The 22571-nt window shown below is 62.3% G+C and carries 22 protein-coding genes; 9 read left to right on the top strand and 13 right to left on the bottom strand.

The features are described from left to right. Positions 1-2 precede the first annotated feature (2 nt). Complete coding sequence (locus O3297_RS27930; protein ID WP_305051151.1) at positions 3-1157, bottom strand: hypothetical protein; 1155 nt, start codon at positions 1155-1157, stop codon at positions 3-5. A 206-nt stretch (positions 1158-1363) separates the two neighbouring features. Here O3297_RS27930 and O3297_RS27925 point away from each other — a divergent pair, with 206 nt between their 5' ends. From O3297_RS27925 to yacG, 6 genes are all read left to right on the top strand, one after another. After that, positions 1364-2836, top strand: a complete 1473-nt coding sequence (locus O3297_RS27925) for a DHA2 family efflux MFS transporter permease subunit (RefSeq protein ID WP_305051150.1) — start codon at positions 1364-1366, stop codon at positions 2834-2836. 73 nt (positions 2837-2909) lie between these two features. After that, the gene (locus O3297_RS27920) at positions 2910-4106 is read left to right on the top strand and encodes a type II secretion system F family protein (protein WP_305051148.1); all 1197 of its coding nucleotides are present in this window, start codon (positions 2910-2912) and stop codon (positions 4104-4106) included. Between the two features lie 105 nt (positions 4107-4211). After that, positions 4212-5081, top strand: a complete 870-nt coding sequence (locus O3297_RS27915) for an A24 family peptidase (RefSeq protein WP_305051146.1) — start codon at positions 4212-4214, stop codon at positions 5079-5081. A gap of 34 nt (positions 5082-5115) precedes the next feature. Beyond that, complete coding sequence (coaE, locus tag O3297_RS27910; RefSeq protein WP_151092750.1) at positions 5116-5763, top strand: dephospho-CoA kinase; 648 nt, start codon at positions 5116-5118, stop codon at positions 5761-5763. A gap of 62 nt (positions 5764-5825) precedes the next feature. Next, positions 5826-6581: a cell division protein ZapD gene (zapD, locus tag O3297_RS27905; RefSeq protein WP_034748811.1), complete on the top strand. Its 756-nt coding sequence runs from the start codon at positions 5826-5828 to the stop codon at positions 6579-6581. 18 nt (positions 6582-6599) lie between these two features. Further along, positions 6600-6791 carry a DNA gyrase inhibitor YacG gene (gene yacG, locus O3297_RS27900; protein WP_034785391.1) on the top strand — a complete coding sequence of 64 codons (192 nt, stop codon included), beginning with the start codon at positions 6600-6602 and terminating at the stop codon, positions 6789-6791. 3 nt (positions 6792-6794) lie between these two features. Here yacG and O3297_RS27895 read toward each other — a convergent pair whose 3' ends face one another. The 5 genes from O3297_RS27895 to argJ form a co-directional block, all read right to left on the bottom strand. Beyond that, positions 6795-7211: a hypothetical protein gene (locus O3297_RS27895; protein WP_305051144.1), complete on the bottom strand. Its 417-nt coding sequence runs from the start codon at positions 7209-7211 to the stop codon at positions 6795-6797. 3 nt (positions 7212-7214) lie between these two features. Further along, complete coding sequence (locus O3297_RS27890; RefSeq protein ID WP_034784992.1) at positions 7215-7424, bottom strand: hypothetical protein; 210 nt, start codon at positions 7422-7424, stop codon at positions 7215-7217. A gap of 120 nt (positions 7425-7544) precedes the next feature. Next, entirely contained in the window at positions 7545-7967 is a 423-nt protein-coding gene (locus O3297_RS27885; RefSeq protein WP_305051142.1) for an NUDIX domain-containing protein, read from the bottom strand. Beyond that, on the bottom strand, positions 7964-8845 hold the full coding sequence (locus O3297_RS27880) for an ATP-binding protein (RefSeq protein ID WP_305051140.1): 882 nt from the start codon (positions 8843-8845) through the stop codon (positions 7964-7966). Before O3297_RS27880 ends, O3297_RS27885 begins: the two co-directional genes overlap by 4 nt. Continuing rightward, the gene (gene argJ / locus O3297_RS27875; RefSeq protein WP_034784989.1) at positions 8842-10080 is read right to left on the bottom strand and encodes a bifunctional glutamate N-acetyltransferase/amino-acid acetyltransferase ArgJ; all 1239 of its coding nucleotides are present in this window, start codon (positions 10078-10080) and stop codon (positions 8842-8844) included. The genes O3297_RS27880 and argJ overlap by 4 nt, the downstream gene beginning before the upstream one ends. Positions 10081-10585: 505 nt before the next feature. On the opposite strand from argJ, the gene O3297_RS27870 reads away from it, so the two are divergent. Further along, entirely contained in the window at positions 10586-11665 is a 1080-nt protein-coding gene (locus tag O3297_RS27870; RefSeq protein ID WP_305051138.1) for an alpha/beta hydrolase, read from the top strand. Between the two features lie 79 nt (positions 11666-11744). On the opposite strand, the gene secA is transcribed toward O3297_RS27870, so the two are convergent. Further along, the gene (gene secA / locus O3297_RS27865; RefSeq protein ID WP_151092740.1) at positions 11745-14513 is read right to left on the bottom strand and encodes a preprotein translocase subunit SecA; all 2769 of its coding nucleotides are present in this window, start codon (positions 14511-14513) and stop codon (positions 11745-11747) included. Positions 14514-14792: 279 nt separating this feature from the next. Between secA and O3297_RS27860 the strand changes: the two genes are divergently transcribed. Then, a complete protein-coding gene (locus O3297_RS27860; protein WP_034784985.1) occupies positions 14793-15302 on the top strand; it encodes a DciA family protein in 510 nt (169 codons plus the stop codon). Between the two features lie 146 nt (positions 15303-15448). Here the strand turns inward: O3297_RS27860 and lpxC are convergent, their stop codons facing one another. From lpxC to O3297_RS27845, 3 genes are all read right to left on the bottom strand, one after another. Continuing rightward, positions 15449-16384 (bottom strand): UDP-3-O-acyl-N-acetylglucosamine deacetylase, encoded by a 936-nt coding sequence (lpxC, locus tag O3297_RS27855; RefSeq protein ID WP_070258868.1) that lies wholly within the window; start codon positions 16382-16384, stop codon positions 15449-15451. 75 nt (positions 16385-16459) lie between these two features. Beyond that, positions 16460-17302, bottom strand: a complete 843-nt coding sequence (locus O3297_RS27850) for a DMT family transporter (RefSeq protein WP_070258932.1) — start codon at positions 17300-17302, stop codon at positions 16460-16462. A gap of 160 nt (positions 17303-17462) precedes the next feature. Continuing rightward, the gene (locus O3297_RS27845; RefSeq protein WP_305051134.1) at positions 17463-18236 is read right to left on the bottom strand and encodes a helix-turn-helix transcriptional regulator; all 774 of its coding nucleotides are present in this window, start codon (positions 18234-18236) and stop codon (positions 17463-17465) included. Between the two features lie 104 nt (positions 18237-18340). Between O3297_RS27845 and O3297_RS27840 the strand changes: the two genes are divergently transcribed. Next, a complete protein-coding gene (locus O3297_RS27840) occupies positions 18341-19108 on the top strand; it encodes a class I SAM-dependent methyltransferase (protein ID WP_151092736.1) in 768 nt (255 codons plus the stop codon). A 48-nt stretch (positions 19109-19156) separates the two neighbouring features. Here the strand turns inward: O3297_RS27840 and O3297_RS27835 are convergent, their stop codons facing one another. From O3297_RS27835 to ftsA, 3 genes are all read right to left on the bottom strand, one after another. Further along, positions 19157-19663 (bottom strand): peroxiredoxin, encoded by a 507-nt coding sequence (locus O3297_RS27835; RefSeq protein ID WP_034784976.1) that lies wholly within the window; start codon positions 19661-19663, stop codon positions 19157-19159. A gap of 297 nt (positions 19664-19960) precedes the next feature. Then, on the bottom strand, positions 19961-21169 hold the full coding sequence (gene ftsZ, locus O3297_RS27830) for a cell division protein FtsZ (RefSeq protein WP_034784974.1): 1209 nt from the start codon (positions 21167-21169) through the stop codon (positions 19961-19963). A gap of 154 nt (positions 21170-21323) precedes the next feature. Next, the gene (gene ftsA / locus O3297_RS27825) at positions 21324-22556 is read right to left on the bottom strand and encodes a cell division protein FtsA (protein ID WP_010394955.1); all 1233 of its coding nucleotides are present in this window, start codon (positions 22554-22556) and stop codon (positions 21324-21326) included. Positions 22557-22571: the final 15 nt, after the last annotated feature.

The raw sequence follows: 22571 nt of genomic DNA, 5'->3' as shown, positions 1-22571 counted from the left end.
GGCTATTTTTTCAGACACACGCCCATGTACGAGCGGTCGGTCGAAAACTCGACCGCCATGCTCGACGACACCGGCATGAACATCGAATAGTCGGCCGGCACGTCGGCCGGGTCCTTGAGCACGGCGATGCCATCGAAATCGGCGGCCTGCGCGCCCAGGCCCAGCCTGTTGACGGTGATGGTTTCCGCATGCGTCTTGCCGGTCGTGTCATTCGTCAGGGTGGCGGTGCTGCCGGCAACCTCGATCTTGGCGCTGATGCCCTGCGCCGCACAGGTGTAGCTGCCGTTGATTTCCGTGCCGATCTTTTGCTGTCTGGCCGCCACGATGGTACCCACGCGCAGCACGTTTTCCTGGTTGCGGCTGTAGCGGTCGATGAACAGCGCCAGCCCCCGGTCCCCCGCATGCACGTGCACGATGCCGAAGTCCTGGCCACCCTGGCGGGCGACGATCAAGCCGTTCTTCGCATCCTTGACCAGGGTCAGGCTGGCGTTTTCAGCTTCCAGCTGCGGCGATACTGCGGAGCACACGCCTTGCGCGTTGAACGCGCCGCCATTGCACAGCTGCGCGCTGCCATCGGCTGCCACCTTGAGACTGCCTTTCGGATTGAAACGGTCGCCGCCATTCGATGCATTGCGCATGGCACCGAGGAAAATATAGCTGCCGGCCAGCCTGGCCACGTCGCCCACCGCATAGCCGGTGCCGCTGACGGTCGAGACCAGATTACCCAATTTGATATTGCCCGACAGAAGACGCGTGCGCGCATCGACGGCGACGCTGAAATCCGTTGCCGTGTAAATAGTGAGATTACCGCTGCTGGATGCGGTAAACGTGCCGCTGCGGTCGCTCAAGCCGAACTGCGTCGACAGCACTCGGATGGCGTAGGTTTTCTTGACATGGTCAAACGTGATGCGCCAGGTGTCGCCGATATCGGCAGCCACGTCATACACGCTTTCATCGGCGCTGGCGCCCGCAATGACGCTCAATCCCGCCTCTTTGGCCACGGCGGCGGACGCCACCGTCACGCTGTCGGCGGGGGGGACGGCGGGCGTGACGACGACAGGTGGCGTGATAGGCGCTTCCCGCGCGCCGCCATCACTGCCGCCACCGCATGCAGACAGGGCCGCGCCCAGGATGAGGAACGTAAATGCATTTTTCATGTGATGTGACTTTCGAGGAAAGGAGGCCTGAGCTGCCAGAAAACACATGCTAGCCTTGCGCGCTGTCTATTGCCATGGAACAAATGTTCCATGGACGATGCCCCCAGCACGCTGCCAAAATGCACGGCGCGGGCGGCACGCCTGCGCCATTTATGTGACAATTCACCGTACTGTCGGCTCCGTTTCTCCTCCTCAGGCTCACATCCATGACCAGTTCCCCGATCAAAAGCTACCTTCCCTGGGTGGTCGCCACCGCCCTGTTCATGGAGCAACTCGACTCCACCATCGTCAACACCGCCATCCCTTCCATGGCCGCCAGCCTCAACGTGACGCCACTGAGCCTGAAGGCCGTCGTCACCAGCTACATCCTGAGCCTGGCCGTGTGTATTCCCATCAGCGGCTGGATGGCCGACCGCTTCGGCACGCGGCGCGTGTTTTCCGCCGCCGTTGCCATCTTTACCCTCGCCTCCATCCTGTGCGGCCTGTCCGTGAATGCGCCCATGCTGGTGGCTGCGCGCCTGCTGCAAGGGGTGGGCGCGGCCATGATGATGCCGGTGGGCAGGCTCACCATCATCCGCACCTTTCCCAAGTCGCAATTGCTGGCGGCCATGAATTTCGTCATCATCCCCGCCCTGATCGGCCCCCTGCTGGGGCCCACGGTGGGTGGGCTGATCGTGCACTGGCTGTCGTGGCGCGAGATTTTCTTCGTCAACGTGCCTGTCGGCCTGGTGGCGCTGTACCTGGCGCACCGCTACATGCCCGATTACTATGGCGACAAGCCCCGTCCGCTGGACCTGATAGGCCTGGTGCTGTTCGGCACGGGCATCGCGCTGCTGTCGTGGCTGCTGGAAATCTTCGGCGAACACCGCATCGACGGCACCTCGTTTGCCGTGCTGCTGTTCATTTCCATCAGCCTGCTGGCCGCGTATGTCTGGCATTCGAGCGAAGTACTGCACCCGCTGCTGCGCCTGACCCTGTTCAAGATCCGCACCTTCCGCGTCTCCGTGGTGGGCGGCTTCGTCACGCGCCTGGGCGTGGGCGGCCTGCCCTTCCTGCTGCCGCTGCTGTACCAGCTGGGCCTGGGCTTGCCCGCCTGGCAATCGGGCTTGCTGATGATGCCGTCGGCCGCCGCCGCCATGGGCATGAAATTCATTTCCGCACGCGTGCTGGCCCGCTTCGGCTACCGCCAGGTACTGATCGTCAACACCGTGCTGATCGGCGTCACCATCGCCATGTTTTCGCTGGTGGGCGTGGGCACGCCCCTGTACGTGATCGTCGCCATCAGCCTGTGCATGGGCTTTTTCAATTCGCTGCAGTTTTCCAGCATGAACACCATCGCGTATGCCGATGTCGACAAGGCCGATTCCAGCATGGCCAGCACCATCGCCAGTTCGATGCAGCAACTGTCGATGAGCTTTGGCCTCGCCTTCGGTTCCCTGATCACGGGCTGGTACCTGGGCGACATGCCGCAGTCGGACCGCGCCATGCTCAGCACGGCCCTGCACCATGCCTTCCTGACCCTGGCGGCCCTGACGGTGCTGTCCTCGCTGACTTTCTGGACACTGCGCCGCGACGATGGCGAAAGCATCAGCAAGGGCACGGACAGCGACGATGAGGATGCGGCCGACGTGACGGCTCAGGCCGTTGTGCAGACGGAAGTGCAAACCACAAAAGGCTGAGCCACATCAAGCTTGCCGCCAGCGCCGCTGGTGCTTTTGCCCGGCCCTGCTACCGTGACGGCAGGAGGTGCACATGGCGGCCGAGCGGCGCTTTGCATGGAAGGGAACGGACCGCCATGGCAGGGCGGTCGATGGCGTCTTGCGCGCTGCCGACGCCAGCGCCGCCAAGGTCGCACTGAGACGCGAGGGTATCCTGGCCACCCGGGTGCAGGCGGAACGCGCCGCGCCCGGCAAGGCCATCACGCGCAAGGATATCGCCCTGTTCACGCGCCAGTTGTCGACCATGATGGCGGCCGGCGTGCCGCTGCTGCACGCCTTCGATATCGCCGGCAAGGGGCACGCCAAACCTGCGGTCACGGAGCTGATGCGCGACTTGCGCCACGACATCGAAGCGGGCAGCAGCCTGCAGCAGGCATTCCGCCAGTTCCCGCTGCTGTTTGACGAGCTGTACTGCAACCTGCTGGCGGCAGGCGAACAGGCTGGCATCGTGCAGGATTTGCTGGCGCGCCTGGCCACGCACCAGGAAAAGGCCATCGCCCTGCGGCGGCAGATGCGCGGCGCGCTGATGTATCCGCTGGTCATCGTGCTCGTCGCCATCGTCGTCACGGCCATCATCATGAGCGTGGTCGTCCCCGCTTTCCGCCAGGTCTTCGACAGCTTTGGCGCGCCCTTGCCGCTGCCCACCCTGGTCGTCATGGGCTTGTCCGCCTTTGTTGTCCGCTACTGGCTGTCCTTGCTGGCGGCGCTGCTGCTGGCCTGCCTGCTGCTGCACCTGGCCTGGCGCCGCTATCCTGCGTGGCGGCGCAACATCCAACTGCAGGCCTTGCGCCTGCCCGTGTTCGGTCCCCTCCTGCGCAAGGCGGCAATCGCCCGCTGGACGCGCACCTTGGCTGCCATGTTCGCCGCCGGCGTGCCGCTGCTCGACTCGCTCAGCCTGGTGGGCGCCGCCTCCGGCCACACGCTGTACCAGGAAGCGACGACACGCATCGAACGCGAAATCCGCGCCGGCGGCAGCCTGGCCCTGGCTATGGAACACTGCGGCGTATTTCCGCCCTTGCTGACGCAGCTGGCCCTGATCGGCGAGGAATCGGGCGCGCTCGACGCCATGCTGTCGCGCGCGGCCGATATCATCGAGGCGGACATCGACGCTATGGTCGCCACCCTTTCCACGCTGCTGGAGCCGGCGCTGATGGTGGTGCTGGGCGTGCTGGTCGGCTCCCTCGTGATCGCCCTGTATTTGCCGATTTTCAAGCTGGGCGCCGTGATTTGACGATGCCATCGAGCAAAACGTCCCCATGTGCTGGCAGATGTTTTACACTGCGGCAGTGCCAGGCAATGTTTGCGCGGCAACATCATTACCTCAGACAAATCCACCATGCTGCAAGATACCCTGCTGTTCGCCGCGCCCGGCAACCTGCCCGTCGCCCTCGTCGCCGCCCTGTTCGGCCTGATCGTCGGCAGCTTCCTCAACGTGGTGATCCACCGCGTGCCGAAAATGATGCAGCGCGAATCCGATAATTACGTGGCGGAAGAAAGCGGCTTGCCCTTGCCGCACACGGACCGCTACAACCTGATGCTGCCGCACTCGAACTGCACCGCTTGCGGCCACCGCATCACGGCCATGGAAAACATCCCCGTCATCAGTTACCTGCTGCTGCGCGGCAAATGCAGCGCCTGCCAGGCACCGATCGCCGTGCGCTATCCACTGGTCGAATTGCTGACGGGCGCCCTGTCGGCCCTCCTGGTCTGGCACTTCGGCAGCGGCTGGACAGGTCTCGCCACGCTCGTGTTTGCCTGGCTGCTGATCGCCATGACCTTCATCGACGCCGATACGCAAATGCTGCCCGACGATCTCACCTTTCCCCTGCTGTGGGCGGGCCTGCTGATCAATATCAATGGCACTTTCGTGCCCCTGCAAGACGCCGTCATCGGCGCGGCCGCCGGCTACCTGGCCCTGTGGGGCGTGTACTGGGCCTTCAAGCTGGCGACAGGCAAGGAGGGAATGGGCTATGGTGACTTCAAATTACTGGCGGCGCTCGGTGCGTGGCTGGGCTGGACGATGCTGCCGACGATCATCTTATTGTCATCGCTGGTCGGCGCCGTGGTCGGCATCGGGCTGATCGTGTTTGCCAGGCGCGGGCGCGACAAACCGATTCCGTTCGGTCCCTACCTGGCGGCGGCCGGTCTGATCGCGCTGCTGTACGGCACGCCCCTGTCGCGCCTCACACTGGGCCTGACCAGCTGACCCGCGCAGCATTGCGCCCCCTATGGATAAATACATGCAAAGACAAAACGTCCCTTATTTCAGCGTGGGTCTCACCGGCGGCATCGGTTGCGGCAAGAGCACGGTGGCCGACCTGTTCGCCGCGCACGGCGCCTCCATCGTCGATACCGACCAGATCGCACACAGCCTGACGGCGCAAAATGGCGCGGCCATGCCAGCCCTGGTGGCGGAATTTGGCCCCGACTACGCCGATGCGCGCGGCGCCCTCGACCGCACCAGAATGCGCAACCTCGTGTTTTCCGATGCCGCCGCCAAGGCGAAACTGGAAGCCATCCTGCATCCGCGCATCCGCCAGGCGACCCTGGCGGCGGCCGCCGAAGCGACAGGCAGCTACGTCATCTTTGCCGTGCCCCTGCTCGTCGAGTCCGGCGGATGGGTGGAGCGGGTCAACCGGGTTCTCGTCATCGACTGCCTGGAAAGCCTGCAAGTGTCGCGCGTGATGGCACGCAATGGCTTATCGGAAGAACAAGTCAAAGCCATCATGGCCACGCAGGCGACGCGCGCCATGCGCCTGGCGGCGGCGGACGATGTGATCGACAATAATGGCGATTTGGCCGCCCTGGCGCCGCAGATTGCCCAGTTGCACGATTTATATCTGGCATTTTCAAAAAGAATGGCCGGAATCGGGCCGCAACGTTTGTAATTTGTCGACGCTTGGTTCAAAATCACGGGATTGTTTGCAGGTCCTTACTTAAGGGAATTATTTTGATTGTCTACGAATACCCTTTCAACGAACGCATACGTACCTTGTTGCGGCTGGAAGACCTGTACGACAAATTCAAGTTCTTCATCCAGCAAGAGCATGCAATGCAGCATCATGTTGCCTTGGCAACTATTTTCGATATGCTCGAAGTGGCCGGCCGCGCCGACCTGAAGTCCGACCTGCTGCAGGAACTCGAGCGCCAGCGCCAGAGCCTGCTCGGCTACCGCAGCAATCCAAATGTGGAACCGGAAACCCTCGATGCCATCTTGGGCGAACTCGACAGCGTCAGCGGCGCCCTGGTGGCGGCGCAAGGCAAGACGGGCCAGAATATCCGCGACAATGAATGGCTGATGAGTATCCGCGGCCGCACCATCATTCCGGGCGGCGCCTGCGAATTCGACTTGCCATCCTACTTTGCCTGGCAAAAACGCAGCTCCGAGCAGCGCCTGACCGATATCCACGCGTGGTTTGCCCCGCTGGCGCCCCTGTTCGATGCGCTGGCCCTCGTATTGCGCCTGCTGCGCGATTCCGGCGGACCCGTTAAACTGATCGCCAATGGCGGCAGCTATCAGCAAATGCTGCAAGGCAAGGTGTACCAGATGCTGCGCCTGAGCCTGGATGAAAACAGCGGCGCCATCCCGGAAATTTCCGCCAACAAATATATGCTGTGGGTGCGCTTTACCACCCAGGGCGGCGACTTGAAACCCAAACCGCTGGAAGAAGATGTTCCGTTCGAGCTCACGCTCTGTAATTTTTAATTGTTACTTATTTGCCCCATCATGACCGTCGTTAATTGCCCTACCTGTGCCGCCAAAGTCGAATGGACTGAAGCCAACAAATACCGCCCCTTCTGCTCGGAACGCTGCAAGCAGATCGACTTGGGCGCCTGGGCCGAAGAGAAATACACGATCCCCGCCGCCGACCCATTCGAAGATCCGCTGGCGGACGAAGACAACAAGCCGCAATAAGCCTCAACTAAACGGATTTTCCAGGCGCAGCCCCTGCGCCGCGAAACTGTCGAGCCTGCCACTGACCACCGTCAAGCCATAGGCGATACCCATCGCCGCAATCTGCCCATCGACGCCATGCGCGTGGCCGCGCGCATGCAGGCGCGCGCACACGAGGGCGCAATCGAGGTCGAATTCCAGCAGCCGCGGCGCATATTCTGACAGCACGGCTTCCAGCCACCCTTCCAGCGCCAGTGCTTCCAGCGCCGCCTCGCGCCGCCAGCTGCGCTGTATGCCTGCGCGCAGTTGCGCAATCACCTGCACCGGCACATAGCGCATTTCCGGCGCCACCCGTTCAAAAAAATCGAGCACGCCCGCCGGCGCAGCGCCGCCCTTGCGCCCTGCAACGATCACATCCGTATCGACCAGGCAGGCGGGCATGGCTCAAGGGCGGCGCTCGAAATCCGCATCGTGCCCCACGTCGGGCATGCCGCGCAGAATATCGTCGAGCGGGCGCTTCGGCAGCGGCCGCAAGGCGCTGCGCAGGATGTCGCGATGCTCGTCCTCGATGCTGCGTCCATGCGCGCGGGCACGCTTGTGCAAGGCGGCAATCAGCAATTCATCGGTATCGGTAAAGGTCAGTGTCAGCGGCATGCGAGACTCCCCAATGCGTGATGAAAGCACTGTAGCGCAAAGCGCGCGCGATACAAGGAAAGTAACAGGAAAGCTTGCGCCAGCACGCAGCATGCTGCTGCCTGCTGGCACAAGTTGGGATCAGGCAGGCGCCTGGGATTCGCGGCGTACCTCGTCGAGCCATTCCAGCAGGGGAATGGTGGCCGGCAGCAAGGGTTCCACGCCGACCGTGCCTTGCCAGGCGAACGCCTGTCCTTCCAGGCTTTGCGGCTCGCCCCGCCACTCGCGGCTGATATAGAAATGCAGGCGCACATGGGCGTGCGGATACACATATTCGACGCCGCACCAGGCTTCGGCAGTATCGATATGCAAGCCCAGTTCCTCGACAAACTCGCGTTTCAAGGCGTCAAAAATGGCTTCGCCCGGTTCGACTTTACCGCCAGGAAATTCCCAATAGCCGTCATACGGCTTGCCGGCCGGGCGCTGGCCCAGCAGCACGTCGCCATTCGGCTTCATCAGGATGCCGACGGCGACGTCCACTGGTGTGACTTTCACTTCGCTCATTGCGGCAACTTTCCCGCAGGTAGTTTCCCAGCATAGTCGCGCGCGAATTGCCACGCCACCCGGCCTGAACGGGAACCGCGCTGCAATGCCCAGCGCAGGGCGTCGCCGCGCGCCGCGGCGATCTGTTCCGGCGTGCAGCCGAACGAAGCGAGCCAGTGCGCCGCAATATCGAGGTAATCGTCCTGCTTGAACGGGTAGAACGACAGCCACAGGCCGAAACGCTCGGACAGCGAGATTTTCTCTTCCACCGTCTCGCCCGGATGCAGGTCGCCATCGTCGTCCGTCTTGTAGCTGGTGTTGTCCGACATCCGTTCCGGCATCAAGTGACGGCGGTTCGAGGTGGCGTAGATCAGCACATTGTCCGATTGCGCGGCGATGCTGCCGTCGAGCGCCACTTTCAGCGCCTTGTAGCCGCTCTCGCCCTCCTCGAACGACAGGTCGTCGCAAAAGATGATGAAGCGCTCGGGGCGCGCCGCCACCAGGTCGACGATGTCGGGTAGGTCGGCCAGGTCCGCCTTGTCCACTTCGATCAGGCGCAGGCCCTGGTCGGCGAACTGGTTCAGACAAGCCTTGATCAGCGAGGACTTGCCCGTGCCGCGCGCGCCCGTCAGCAGCACGTTGTTGGCCGGACGGCTGGCCACGAACTGGCGCGTGTTCTGCTCGATCTGCGCCTTTTGCGTGCCGATATTGTGCAAGTCATCCAGAGCGATGGACGACACGTGCGCCACGGCCTGCAGATGGCTGGCCGCGCCCTGGCGCCGGCGCCAGCGGAAGGCAAAGCTGTTCCAGTCGGTGGCCGGCAAGGCCGGCGGCAAGATCGACTCGAGGCGCGCCAGCACCCACTCGGCGCGGATCAGGAATTGATCGAGGCTGGTCATGAGCGGTAGTCGGCGTTGATCGACACGTAGTCATGCGACAGGTCGCACGTCCACAGGGTGGCCGTGGCGTCGCCGCGCGCCAGCTTGACGCGGATGGTGATTTCGCTTTGCTGCATCACGCGCTGGCCGTCCTGCTCCTGGTAGTCCGGGTTGCGGCCGCCATTCTTGGCCACCCACACGTCGTCCAGGTACAGGTTCAATTGGCCCACGTCCAGGTCGTCCACGCCCGCATAGCCGATGGCAGCCAGGATGCGGCCCAGGTTAGGGTCGGAGGCGAAGAAGGCCGTCTTCACCAGCGGCGAATGGGCGATGGAATAGGCGATCTTGCGACACTCTTCCACGTTGCGACCGTCTTCCACCGTCACGGTCATGAACTTGGTGGCGCCTTCGCCGTCGCGCACGATGGCTTGCGCGAGAAAAGTAGACAGTTCGGTCACGGCGGCGGCCAGTTCAGCATAGTGCGGCGAATCGATCGAATCGATCACCAGGCTGCCTGCGCCCGTGGCAACCAGCATGAACGAGTCATTGGTGGACGTGTCGCCGTCGATGGTGATGCAGTTGAACGATTTGTCGGCCGCCTGTTTCACCAGCTGGTCCAGCACCGGTTGCGCCACGGTGGCGTCAAACGCGAGAAAACCCAGCATGGTGGCCATGTTCGGCTTGATCATGCCGGCGCCCTTGCTGATGCCCGTCAGGGTGACCGCGTGGCCACCGATGGTGACCGTGCGCGAACCGGCTTTCGGCTGCGTGTCGGTAGTCATGATGGCTTCGGCGGCCGAGAACCAGTTGTCCGATGTCAGCGCGGCGACGGCTTGCGGCAAGCCGGCGACCAGGCGCTGCACAGGCAAGGGTTCGAGGATCACGCCGGTGGAAAACGGCAGGATCTGCTGCGGCGTGCAGCCCAGCAGCTCGGCCAGCGCGGCGCAGCTGGCCTGCGCGTCGGCCAGGCCCGATTCGCCCGTGCCCGCATTCGCGTTGCCCGTGTTGACCAGCAGTGCGCGGATCGGCGCGGCGCCAGCCGTCACGGCGGCCAGGTTGGCTTTCGAGATTTGCACGGGCGCGGCGCAGAAGCGGTTCAAGGTGAACACGCCAGCCACGGTGGCCGTCGGCGCCAGTTTCAATACCAGCAAATCCTTGCGGTTGGGTTTCTTGATGCCGGCTTCGGCAACACCGATTTCAATGCCGGCGACGGCTTTCAAGTCGGCGGCGACGGGCTTGGGAGAATTGACGGCCATGGTGATTTCTTCTGCGAGGGAAAAGGGAAGCGCTATTGTAGCGCCTTCGCGGCTCGGGTGAACATGCGGCAAGGGAATCGTCGCGCCGGCCAGGGCAGTCGCGAAGCCGGTCGGCAACATGACCAGGCTTGCGATTTATCAGAACGCCGCCGCCTGGCGGCGCTAAGGTGTAAGAACCGACGATCACGCGTCTCGCACAAGCGCCCGGGGAGGGGATGTCATGGCGCACGGAAAACCCTACCGCATGCATCGCAGCGATTCAGGCTCGGCACGCCCGTTACGTCTATGGGGTTTATGCTTCCTGTTTTGCCTGCTGGCCTCGTTGACGGCCTGTACGCTGCCAGGTGAAGCGGCCGATCATGCCATCGGCCGCGCCACCGATCTGGCATCCACAGCGCCGCCGGCCGCTGAAACGCCGCCAGCCGCAGAATTTCCACCCACGAGCGGGGTGCGACGGCCACCGCCAACCTTTCCATGGAGCAGCTCATGGTCAGGCATCGGCGGCTTGGTCGGCAACCTGGGCAACCTGACCGGCAGCAGCGGCATGCTCACGGGCAGTAGCGGCATGGCCAAGCCTGGCAACGATCCACCGCCGGCCGGCGCCGTGCACGTCACCGTGTACTACGCCACCGACAGGCAATACCAGGCCAGCAGCCGCAGCTATGGCTGGCAGCCCAACCGCGCCGCGCCCCACCTGAGCTACGGCAGCGTCCTCGTCAGCATCCCGGAAAAAAGAGCGCCGGGCGAACTGCCGTTGCCGCCCTGGTATGCCATCCTGTCCAGCGACAATGCGCAAAAATATGTGCTGATCAAGGAAGCCACGCGCCTGTCGCGCGCGGATTTTCTCGCCACCGTCAAGGCCAGGATACAGGCCGCCCCGGAACGGCACGCCGCCTTCATCTACATCCATGGCTACAGCAACTCCTTTGACGACGCCGCGCGGCGCACGGCGCAGATGGCGGTCGACCTCGATATCGGCGCCCTGCCCGTGTTCTACAGCTGGCCATCGAAAGGCACCCTGGCCGGCTATGAATTCGACCAGAATTCGGCCGAATGGACGCAGGCGCACCTGCAAGCCTTCCTGGCCGACTTCGCGGCGCACTCGTCCGCCACCGATATCTACCTCATCGCCCACAGCATGGGCAACCGCCCGATGACCGTGGCCCTGGCCAACCTGCTGGAAAAACGCCCCGAACTACTACCGCTGTTCAAGCAGGTGGTGCTGGCAGCGCCTGACATCAATGCCGATGTCTTCCGCGACCAGATCGCCCCCCGTTTTGCCAGCCTCAAGCTCCCCGCCACCCTGTACGCTTCCGCGAACGACAAGGCCATCCGCGCTTCCTACAATTTTGCCGACTGGGACAGGATAGGCGACATCCGCGGCCCCGTCGTCAGCATCCCCGGCATGGAGCTCGTCGATGCCTCGGCCGTCATCATGAACTTCATGGGGCACGACTACTTCGCCAGCAACCGCGTCTTGCTGACCGATATCGCCACCATGATCAAGACGGGGCAACGGGCAAAAAATCGCGGCGGCTTGAAGGGCATTCCCTCGCAGGCGCCGCAATACTGGGCCTTTCCCTGAGCCGGGACCGGGCAAGACATCCGGGCATAAAAAAACGGAGACCGTGGTCTCCGTTCTTGCTCAAGCTGTCAAACCGGCTTTACGCCAATTTTCCATGACAGGCTTTGTACTTCTTGCCGCTGCCGCAAGGGCATGGGTCGTTACGGCCAACCTTGACGCCCATGCTCACGCTCATGTCGTCGACGTTGTCCATGTTGCCGCCGGCCACAGGCGCCAGCAGCTCTTCCGGCGCAGCGTTCGGGTCGAATTCAGCGTGCTGGTAGTGTACGTTTTCCACGTGCGACTGCTGCATTGCCTGTTCGGCTGCATCGACTTCTTCGCGCGACTGGATGCGTACCGTCATCACGTGTTTCGTGACGTCGTTCTTGATCATGTCGAGCATCTGGCCAAACAGTTCAAACGCTTCGCGCTTGTATTCCTGTTTCGGGTTCTTCTGCGCATAACCGCGCAGGTGAATACCCTGGCGCAGGTGATCGAGCGCCGCCAGGTGTTCGCGCCAGTGGCTGTCCACGCTTTGCAGCATGACATTGCGTTCGAAGCCGCCAAACGATTCCTTGCCGACGATATCGATCTTCGACTGGTACACGGCATCGGCCGCGGCCAGCACTTTTTCCAGGATCTCGTCGTCTGTCAGGGTCGAATCGGCTTCCAGCATCTGCTGCAGCGGCAAGTCGAGCTGCCATTCGCCGGCCAGGGTATTTTCCAGGCCCTTGATATCCCACTGCTCTTCCACCGATTCGTGCGGCACGTACTCGTGCACGAGGTCGGTGAACACGCCGTGACGCAAGGAAGCGATCATGTCGGAAATATCGGTCGTTTCCAGCAGCTCGTTACGCTGCTGGTAGATGACCTTGCGCTGGTCGTTGGCGACGTCATCGTATTCCAGCAATTGCTTGCGGATGTCGAAGTTGCGCGCTTCAACCTTGCGCTGGGCCGATTCGATCGAACGCGAGACGATGCCTGCCTCGATCGGTTCGCCTTCCGGCATTTTCAAACGGTCCATCACGGCGCGCACGCGGTCGCCGGCGAAGATGCGCAGCAGCGCGTCGTCGAGCGACAGGTAGAAGCGCGACGAACCCGGATCGCCCTGGCGGCCGGCACGGCCACGCAGCTGATTGTCGACGCGGCGCGATTCGTGGCGTTCGGTGCCGATGATGTGCAAGCCGCCCGCATTGACCACGTGGTCGTGCAGTGACTGCCATTCATCGCGCAAGGTCTGCGACTGGGCTGCCTTGTCGGCGTCGCTCAGTTCAGCATTGGCTTCGATGAACTTGATCTGGTTTTCGACGTTACCGCCCAACACGATATCGGTACCGCGACCGGCCATGTTGGTGGCGATGGTGATGGCTTTCGGACGGCCTGCCTGGGCGATGATTTCCGCTTCGCGGGCATGCTGCTTCGCGTTCAGCACGTTGTGCGGCAAACCGGCCTTGGTCAGGATGCCCGACAGCAGTTCCGAGTTCTCGATCGAGGTGGTACCCACCAGCACGGGCTGGCCGCGCTCATAGCAGTCGCGGATGTCGTTCAACATCGCGTTGTATTTTTCCGCCGACGATTTGTAGACCTGATCCTGGCGGTCCTTGCGCTGCAGCGGACGGTTTTGCGGGATCACGACTGTTTCCAGGCCGTAGATTTCCTGGAATTCGTATGCTTCGGTATCGGCCGTGCCGGTCATGCCGGCCAGCTTGGCGTACATGCGGAAGTAGTTCTGGAAGGTGATCGAGGCCAGGGTCTGGTTCTCGTTCTGGATCTTGACGCCTTCTTTCGCTTCGACGGCCTGGTGCAAGCCATCGGACCAGCGGCGGCCCGTCATCAGACGGCCCGTGAATTCATCGACGATCACCACTTCATTGTTCTGCACCACATAGTGCTGATCCTTGAAGTACAGCGCATGCGCGCGCAGGGCCGCATACAGGTGGTGCACGAGGGTGATGTTGGCCGAATCGTACAGCGAAGCGCCTTCCGGCAGCAGGCCCATCTCCATCAGGATGCCTTCCGCCTTTTCGTGGCCGGCTTCCGTCAGCAGCACCTGGTGCGCTTTTTCATCCTTGGTATAGTCGCCCGGCACGTCAACCTTGCCCTTGCCGTCCGGCGTTTCTTCGCCGATCTGCAAAGTCAGGCGCGCAGGCACTTCATTGATCTTGTGATACAGGTCCGTATGGTTCTCGGCCTGGCCCGAAATGATCAGCGGCGTACGCGCTTCATCGATCAGGATCGAGTCGACTTCATCGACGATGCCGAAGTTCAGGCTGCGCTGCACGCGCTCGCGCGCTTCGTAGACCATGTTGTCGCGCAAGAAGTCGAAACCGAATTCATTGTTGGTGCCATACGTGATGTCGGAGTTGTACGCCTGCTGCTTGGCGCTGTGCTCCATCTGCGACATGTTCACGCCCGTCGACAGGCCCAGCCAGGCATACAGGCGGCCCATGGTCTCGGCATCGCGCTGCGCCAGGTAATCATTGACGGTGACGATATGCACGCCCTTGCCCGACAAGGCATTCAGGTAGGCTGGCAAGGTTGCCATCAGGGTCTTGCCCTCGCCCGTGCCCATCTCCGCGATCTTACCGAAATGCAAGACCATGCCGCCGATCATCTGCACATCGAAATGGCGCATGCGCAGGACGCGCTTGCTGGCCTCGCGGCAGACGGCAAATGCTTCCGGCAACAAGGCATCGAGCGATTCGCCAGCGGCGATGCGTTCCTTGAAGGCAGGCGTCTTCGCTTGCAGCTCGGCATCCGACAGCTTTTCGATGGCCGGCTCGAGCGCATTGATCTCGCGTACCGTTTTTTGGTATTGCTTGAGCAGCCGCTGGTTGCGGCTACCGAAAATCTGGGTCAGTAATGACATGCTTGAATTCTTGAAAAAACGCCGTTAAAAAAAGCTCGGTAGGGAACAACGAGGTAGTAATCGCGTCACCGCACGGAGTTCGACTATGGCAAAAGACGATGATTTTATCATGCGTTCCCGACATGGTTGGGGTAATGCGCCATATAACAATATCTTAATGACAAACAAATGGCAGAAATTGCGGACATTTTCCATACTGTAAGGCAATACGGCCCGCTCGCCTGCGCCGCACCCGCCGCCGCACTCGTCATGCGCGGGCGAGTGTGCTATGTTTCGGCCATGCGAACTCCCACTTATTCTCCGGCACCGCGCCGCGGCTACGGCTTTGCCCGTTCGGGCCCGGCCGTCACGGGCGCAACCGATTTTCTGCGCGGCAACGCGACGATGGCCTCCCTGATGCCCACCGTCACGCGCCTGGCCGCCCTGCAAAAAGATTGCGCCAAGGCCTTGCCGGCCATGTTCGAGCATTGCGACATCCTGCAATTCGAGGGCGGTCAGCTCGTGCTGGCCACGCCGAACGCGGCGCTGGCGGCCAAGCTCAAGCAGCAATTGCCGAAACTGCAAGGGGAACTGGAAAGAAAGGGCTGGCAGATTTCAGGCATCAAGCTGAAAGTGCAAGTCATCAAGAGCATCGCGCCCATCGTGCATACGCGGGCGCTGGTCTTGCCGGAAAAAGCCATGTCGGCCCTGGAAGAGCTGAGCACGGCCCTGCCCGCGTCGAAACAGAACGAGCAATTGATCGCGGCGCTGCGCAGTTTAGTGCGCCACCACCGCGAACCTAAAGATTAAGACTGTCCGACGACATTTTGACACCTCAGAAAACCGTAGCGAGCGGAAGGGAGAGGTGGCTAAGAAGCGCAACCGTACGAAAGTACGGTGAGCATCGCAGGCCGCCTATACCGACGCGCAGTAGGTTTAATGAGGTGTCGCTCAGATCAGGTCAAGGACCACTCGCGTTCCATCTGGCGCAGGTAGGATTGCGGCGCCGCCTCGTTCGTAGCGAACGACACGATTTCATAGGATTCCGGCTGTTCCAGCAGCGCCAGCAGCAGCTGGTTGTTCAGCGCGTGGCCCGACTTGTGCGCCGTGTAGTACGCGAGCAGGGGATGGCCCACCAGGTACAGGTCGCCGATGGCGTCGAGGATCTTGTGGCGCACGAACTCGTCTTCATAGCGCAAGCCATCGGCGTTGAGGATGCGGTACTCGTCCATGACGATGGCGTTTTCCAGCGAACCGCCACGGGCCAGGCCCATGCCGCGCAAGCTTTCCACGTCCTGCATGAAACCGAAGGTGCGCGCGCGCGCCACGTCGTGCACATACGACACGTCGCCAAAATCCACGGAAGCGCGCTGCATCGTGCCATCGACGGCAGGATGGTTGAATTCGATGAAGAAATCGAGCTTGAAGCCATCGTACGGCGACAAGCGCGCCCATTTCTCGGCGTCGCCCTTGCCGTGACGCACTTCCACCGGCTTGATGACCTTGATGAATTTCTTTGGCGCCTGCTGCTCTTCCACGCCCGCCTGCTGCAGCAGGTAGACGAAGGACGAGGCGGAACCGTCCATGATGGGAATTTCTTCCGCATTCACGTCGATGTACATATTGTCGACACCCAAGCCGGCCGCCGCCGACATCAGATGTTCCACGGTGGAAACCCTGGCGCCATCCTTGATCAGCACGGAAGCCATGCGCGTATCGCCCACGGCCATGGCGCTGGCGGGAAACTCGACGATGGGATCGAGGTCGATGCGGCGAAACACGATGCCCGTATCGATCGCGGCAGGACGCAAGATCAGCTCGACCTTGGTGCCAGAGTGCAAACCGACACCGATGGTGCGGACCTGTTGTTTGATAGTGCGTTGTTTTAACATCTGTCGATTATATCTATTTGCCGGATTTTCGTTGCGGCGCGGCATGGCCCACGCCAGAAATACCACAACGGCTCATCACGGATGTTCGCTTTCCGCATGCACGGCTTCGCGGCGTACCAGATAAATGCCGCTGCCGATGATGATGGCCGCGCCGATCAGGGTGTATTCGTCGGGCAAGGCACGCCACAGCATCCAATCCAGGGCCATGCCCCATGCCAGGGCCGAGTATTCGAACGGCGCCACGCTGGACGCCTTGCCATGGCGAAATGCTTCCGTGATGGCCAGCTGGCCCAGGAAGCCACTCAGTGACAAGCCTGCCAGCAGCCACCAGTCTTCGCGGCGGATACTCACCCACTCATGCGCCGACAGGGCCACGCCGCCGAGGGCCATCATCACCATCAGCCAGAAGACCATGCTTTCGCTGGCGTCCGTGCGGCTCAGGATGCGTCCCGTCACAGCGGAAATAGCGTAACAGGCGGCCGAGCCCAGCACGGCCAGCCCGGCCAGCGAAAAGAATCCCGAACCGTCGGGGCGCAGCGCCACCAGCACGCCCAGCAGGCCCACGGCGATGGCGCACCAGCGCGCGAAGTCGACTTTTTCCTTGAGGATAAACACCGACAGGACGGTGATGAACAAGGGGGCAACAAAGAACAGCGCATATGTCTCGGCCAGCGACATGCGCTTCAAGCCGTAGGCGAACAGGGTGATCATCAGCACGCCCAGGGCGCCGCGCAGCAAGTGCAGCGGCCAGCGCACCTTCAGCACGTTCTTGAAGGCGCCGCGGTACAGCAGGTACAGACAGACGAGCGGCAACGACGACAGGGCGCGCAAGGCCGTCACCTGCATGGGAGGATAATGGGCGGACAACAGCTTCATGGCCGTGTCCATCAGGGAAAACATGGCGACGGCGATCAGCATCACATAGATGCTGCGCAGGTTTTGATTGCGGGGTATCAGGACAGACTCCTGGCGAAAGAGCGGGACCGTCATCATGGCGACGGCCGGAGCCAGGACAGCATGGTCTGGAAAGGCAGGGCCAGGCGGTCAGCCAGATTATAACAAGCGCGGCCGTTTTACCTTATGACACAGGCAACAGCATCACCAGTTTCAGTTCATGCTGGCGCGCCAGGTGCAGGGTCACCTGATTGAACGCCAGCAGTCCCTGTTGCGCATGCTGGAACTGGCGCAAGCCGCCATCGCGGCCCTGCACCTGCTGCGCGCCCCACCATTGGCGAAATTCAAAGCTGGCGTCAGCCAGTTCCGCGATCAGGCCGGCCAGCGGCGCCTGGTCCGCCTGCCGGCCGATATCGGCGCGGAACTCCGCCACCAGGCGCTGCGCCCGTTCGGGCCAGCCGATGACCAGGTCGCGCGCCCCCGCGTCCAGGAACATGAAGCGCAGCTGGTTCGGTGCGGCCGCATCGCCATGCAGCCAGCCGGCAAACAAGGTGGATGCCGCCCCGTTCCACGCCACGGCATTCCATGCGCGGTCGAGGATGTACGCGGGCGCGTCGATGGCGGCAACGATGGCCGCCAGCTCGGCGGCCGCAGGACCACTGCCCTCGCCCGTCCCGTGGCTGGGGTCATGCTTGTCGGCCACCTCGAACAGATAGGCGCGCTCGGCCGTGCTCAGCTGCAGCACCTGCGCCAGGCGGGCCAGCATCCTGGCCGATGCCGACACGGGCCGCCCCTGCTCCAGCCACGTCAGCCAGGTGGGACTGACATCGCACAGCTGTGCCAGCTCTTCGCGCCGCAAGCCCGGCGTGCGCCGGCGCCCGCCGCCGGGCAAGCCAGCCATGGCGGGGGTGACGGCTTCGCGCCGGGCGCGGATGAATTCAGCAAGTTTGTTCGACATGACAGCGGTGCATGGTAGTAGATATACCAGTATAACTTATGGTCTTGTTACATGATAATTTTATCCCTATTCTGCAGGAACTCACCCATCCACAGGAGAAAACCATGCAGCAGCACGATGTCGTTACCGAACAGTTTGGCAAGACGGCGAATGCCTACCTGAGCAGCGCCGTACATGCGCAAGGCGCCGACCTGGTGCTGATGCAGGAATGCGCGCGCCGCCACGGCAAGCCCGTCGTCCTGGACCTGGGCTGCGGCGCAGGCCATGCCAGCTTTGCCGTCGCCCCCGTGGCAGCTTCCGTCGTCGCCTACGATCTGGCGCAGCCCATGCTCGACGTGGTCGACCACGCCAGGGCGCAGCGCGGCTTGCACAACATCAGCACGCAGCAGGGCGATGTGGCCCGCCTGCCGTTTGCCGACGCCAGCTTCGACATGGTCGTCACGCGCTTTTCCGCGCATCACTGGAACGATGTGGCGGGAGCCCTGGCCGAAGCGTGGCGCGTGCTGCGCCCGAACGGCACCTTATTAGTGGTCGACATCGTCGCGCCGAAAACGGCCCTGTACGACAGCACGCTGCAGGCGGTGGAAATGCTGCGCGACGCTTCGCACGTGCGCGACTACCGCACCTGCGAATGGGGCGCCAAGTTCGATAACGCGGGCTTTACGCACAGCTTGCGCAGCGTGTGGAAACTGACGATGCAGTTCGACGAGTGGGTGGCGCGCATGCGCACGCCGATCGAAAGAGTGGCGGCCATCCGCAACCTGTTCGATGGCGCGCCCGAGGAAGCGCGCCGGTATTTCGCGCTGCAGGAGGATTATTCGTTCAGCATCGATGCGGCCATGTTTGAGGCGACGAAACCCTCAGTACAGTAAACGTAAAAACGGCGCCGATGGCGCCGTTTTCATGCGAACAGGAAGCGCTTAAGCCAGCTGGCCCAGCAGCGTCTCGGCATTCGACACTTCAAACTTGCCGCCCTGCTCGATGTTCAATTGCGTCACGACGCCATTGTCGACCAGCAGCGAGTAGCGCTGCGAGCGCGTACCCATGCCATGCTTGGAAAAATCGGCGTCCAGGCCCAGGGCCTTGCTGTAGGCGGCGTTGCCGTCAGCCATCATGCGCACCACGCCGGTGGCTTTCTGGTCACGGCCCCAGGCACCCATCACGAACGCGTCGTTGACGGAGATGCACCAGATTTCATCGACGCCCTTGGCTTTCAGGTCGGCAGCGTGCTTGACGTAGCCTGGCACGTGCTGTGCGGAGCAGGTCGGGGTGTACGCGCCTGGCAGGCCGAAGATGGCGATCTTCTTGCCCTTGACCAAGTCTTGCACGTTGAACGTGTTCGGGCCCAGTGCGCAACCTTCGGTTTCGCTTTCGATGAATTCGGCCAGGGTGCCTTCTGGCAGGGTGTCGCCGATCTTGATGGTCATGTTGACTCCTTGTGTGCTGTCGGTGGAAAACGCTCGCCGCCCGGCCGGGCGGAAAACGCGTGTATTCTGGTTCGGCTAGCATGATGCTGGCTCAGCGCGATAGTATGCCTGACTTGCCGTATTTGTGCAGAAAATGGCCGGAAAGGCAAAGTCAAAAATCAAAAACCGGCAAAAAAAACGGCGGCCCTCAGGCCGCCGTCATGTTTGCTGACATCAGATCACCTCCGGTCACCTAATCACATGAAAAATGCGCAGGGCAAGGCTATGCAACGCCGCCATGGGCTTTTTTCACTGTGATCAGTCGGCCTGTTTGCGCAGGAAGGCAGGAATGTCATACGTCTCCATGCCATTCTTTTCCATCGCGCGCACTTGCTCGGAAGCCGATTCGCGACGCCATACTGCCGGCGCCTTCATGCCGTCAAAACCGGCTGCCGGCGTGGCCACGCCAACCGTCGTCGTCGCCGCTTGCGCGCTACCCATGGCAGCCGACGGGGTCAACGGGCTGTTGTGGGTGCCGGTGCGCAGCACTTGCTGCGGAACCAGCTGGATGTTTTTCTTGGCGCGGCCCAGGCCCGTGGCCACCACGGTAACGCGGATGTCGTCGCCCATGGCGTCGTCGTAGGCGATACCTTGCGCGATCGACGCGTCCGGCGCGGCAAACGCGCGCACGGCAGCCATGACTTCCTTGATCTCTTTACCTTTCAAGCCACGGCTGGCCGTGACGTTGACCAGCACGCCGCGCGCGCCGGACAGGTCGATGCCATCCAACAGCGGCGAAGCGACAGCCTGTTCGGCGGCGATGCGCGCGCGGTCGACGCCGGAAGCCGTCGCAGTGCCCATCATGGCCTTGCCCTGCTCGCCCATGATGGTTTTCACATCGTTGAAGTCGACGTTGATATGGCCAGGCACGTTGATGATCTCGGCAATGCCGGCCACCGCGTTGTTGAGCACATCATCGGCGTGCTGCATCCATTCCAGCATGCTTTCGTCTTCGTAGATCTCTTCCAGCTTTTCGTTCAGGATGATGATCAGCGAATCGACGTGCAGGGACAGCTGCTCCAGGCCTTCGTCGGCGATGTCCATGCACTTCTGGCCTTCGTACGAGAATGGCTTGGAGACCACGGCCACCGTCAGCGCGCCCAGTTCCTTGGCCACTTCGGCCACGATAGGAGCGGCGCCCGTGCCCGTGCCGCCGCCCATGCCGGCAGCGATGAAGACCATGTGCGCGCCGCGCAGCGAATCGGCGATGCGCGCGCGCGATTCTTCCGCCAGCTGGCGGCCGACGGCAGGCTTCATGCCAGCGCCCAGACCGGTATCGCCGATCTGGATGATGTTATGGGCCTTCGATGTCGACAGGGCCTGTGCGTCGGTGTTGGCGGCAATGAACTCCACGCCCGACATGCCTTTGTTGATCATGTGTTGGACTGCATTGCCACCCGCACCGCCGACGCCGACGACCTTGATGACGGTACCTAAAGCTGTGTTATCGACCATATCGAACTCCATGATGTGCTCCTATCAGATGCGGTTTCCAAGCGCCAGGCCTCATATTGGTAGGAGAACTGGAGATTGAAAACTGCGGTTAAATATAAAATAAAGTTATGTGTGTGTACCTGCGATGCTGCCAAAAAACCTGTCCTGCCGGGCGAAAATCATGCCCTTAAAAATTCCCTAAAAACCATTCCTTCATGCGCTGCCAGACTGCCTTCACCGAGCCGTCCTGACGCGTCACGATGTGGCCGCGCAGGTATTGCTTCTTCGCTTCCAGCAGCAGGCCCAATACCGTGGCATAGCGCGGACTGCGCACCACGTCGGCCAGCTGTCCCCGATACTCGGGCGTGCCCAGGCGCGCCGGTTTCAGGAAAATATCTTCCGCCATTTCCACCATGCCGGGCATGATGGAGGTGCCGCCCGTGAGCACGATGCCCGACGACAGCACGCCTTCGTAACCGGATTCGCGCACCACCTGGTGCACCATGGCGAACAACTCCTCGACGCGCGGCTCGATCACTGCCGCCAGCGCCTGGCGCGACAGGTTGCGCGGGCCGCGGTCTCCCAGGCCAGGCACTTCCAGCGATTCGCCGGGGTCGGCCAGGACCTGCTTGGCCACGCCATAGCGGATCTTGATTTCTTCCGCTTCCGCGGTCGGGGTGCGCAAGGCCATGGCGATGTCGTTGGTGATCTGGTCGCCGGCGATGGGGATGACTGCCGTATGGCGGATCGCGCCATCGGAAAATACCGCCACATCGGTCGTGCCGCCACCGATGTCGATCAGTACCACGCCCAGTTCCTTCTCGTCGGGCGTAAGCACCGCATCGGCGGACGCCATCGGCTGCAGGATCAGGTCCGACACTTCCAGGCCGCAGCGGCGCACGCACTTGACGATGTTCTGCACCGCCGACACGGCGCCGGTGACGATATGCACCTTCACCTCCAGGCGGATGCCGCTCATGCCGATAGGCTCGCGCACATCTTCCTGGCTGTCGACGATGAACTCTTGCGGCACCGTGTGCAGCAATTGCTGATCGGTCGGAATGTTAACCGCTTTTGCCGTCTCGATGACGCGCGCCACGTCGGTCGCCGTCACTTCCTTGTCCTTGATGGCCACCATGCCGCTGGAATTGAAGCTGCGGATATGGCTGCCCGCAATGCCCGCGTACACATTGCGGATCTTGCAGTCGGCCATCAGCTCGGCCTCTTCCAGCGCGCGCTGGATGGACTCCACCGTGGCCTCGATATTGACCACCACGCCTTTTTTCAGGCCCTTCGATTCGTGCTGGCCCAGCCCGATCACTTCGTGGCGCCCGTCGGACATCACTTCGGCTACCACCGCCACCACTTTCGAGGTGCCGATGTCGAGGCCGACGATCAGGTTTTTCGCGTCTTTTGTCATTTCTGTCGCCTACTG

Source organism: Janthinobacterium sp. SUN128 (assembly GCF_030587275.1).
GTDB lineage: Bacteria > Pseudomonadota > Gammaproteobacteria > Burkholderiales > Burkholderiaceae_D > Janthinobacterium > Janthinobacterium lividum.
Note: the sequence above shows the minus strand (reverse complement) of the source record. Positions and strands in the feature narration are given on the sequence as shown.

What these genes read in the sequence shown, in the direction of transcription:
- coaE (WP_151092750.1), top strand. Translation starts at nt 5,116, where the DNA reads ATGCAAAGACAAAACGTCCCTTATTTCAGCGTGGGTCTCACCGGCGGC.
- O3297_RS27925 (WP_305051150.1), top strand. Translation starts at nt 1,364, where the DNA reads ATGACCAGTTCCCCGATCAAAAGCTACCTTCCCTGGGTGGTCGCCACC.
- O3297_RS27895 (WP_305051144.1), bottom strand. Translation starts at nt 7,211, where the DNA reads ATGCCCGCCTGCCTGGTCGATACGGATGTGATCGTTGCAGGGCGCAAG.
- O3297_RS27845 (WP_305051134.1), bottom strand. Translation starts at nt 18,236, where the DNA reads ATGTCGAACAAACTTGCTGAATTCATCCGCGCCCGGCGCGAAGCCGTC.
- lpxC (WP_070258868.1), bottom strand. Translation starts at nt 16,384, where the DNA reads ATGTTAAAACAACGCACTATCAAACAACAGGTCCGCACCATCGGTGTC.
- O3297_RS27915 (WP_305051146.1), top strand. Translation starts at nt 4,212, where the DNA reads ATGCTGCAAGATACCCTGCTGTTCGCCGCGCCCGGCAACCTGCCCGTC.
- O3297_RS27850 (WP_070258932.1), bottom strand. Translation starts at nt 17,302, where the DNA reads ATGCTGATCGCCGTCGCCATGTTTTCCCTGATGGACACGGCCATGAAG.
- ftsA (WP_010394955.1), bottom strand. Translation starts at nt 22,556, where the DNA reads ATGACAAAAGACGCGAAAAACCTGATCGTCGGCCTCGACATCGGCACC.
- O3297_RS27840 (WP_151092736.1), top strand. Translation starts at nt 18,341, where the DNA reads ATGCAGCAGCACGATGTCGTTACCGAACAGTTTGGCAAGACGGCGAAT.
- O3297_RS27835 (WP_034784976.1), bottom strand. Translation starts at nt 19,663, where the DNA reads ATGACCATCAAGATCGGCGACACCCTGCCAGAAGGCACCCTGGCCGAA.
- O3297_RS27880 (WP_305051140.1), bottom strand. Translation starts at nt 8,845, where the DNA reads ATGACCAGCCTCGATCAATTCCTGATCCGCGCCGAGTGGGTGCTGGCG.
- ftsZ (WP_034784974.1), bottom strand. Translation starts at nt 21,169, where the DNA reads ATGGAGTTCGATATGGTCGATAACACAGCTTTAGGTACCGTCATCAAG.
- O3297_RS27920 (WP_305051148.1), top strand. Translation starts at nt 2,910, where the DNA reads ATGGCGGCCGAGCGGCGCTTTGCATGGAAGGGAACGGACCGCCATGGC.
- argJ (WP_034784989.1), bottom strand. Translation starts at nt 10,080, where the DNA reads ATGGCCGTCAATTCTCCCAAGCCCGTCGCCGCCGACTTGAAAGCCGTC.
- O3297_RS27860 (WP_034784985.1), top strand. Translation starts at nt 14,793, where the DNA reads ATGCGAACTCCCACTTATTCTCCGGCACCGCGCCGCGGCTACGGCTTT.
- O3297_RS27885 (WP_305051142.1), bottom strand. Translation starts at nt 7,967, where the DNA reads ATGAGCGAAGTGAAAGTCACACCAGTGGACGTCGCCGTCGGCATCCTG.
- secA (WP_151092740.1), bottom strand. Translation starts at nt 14,513, where the DNA reads ATGTCATTACTGACCCAGATTTTCGGTAGCCGCAACCAGCGGCTGCTC.
- O3297_RS27890 (WP_034784992.1), bottom strand. Translation starts at nt 7,424, where the DNA reads ATGCCGCTGACACTGACCTTTACCGATACCGATGAATTGCTGATTGCC.
- O3297_RS27930 (WP_305051151.1), bottom strand. Translation starts at nt 1,157, where the DNA reads ATGAAAAATGCATTTACGTTCCTCATCCTGGGCGCGGCCCTGTCTGCA.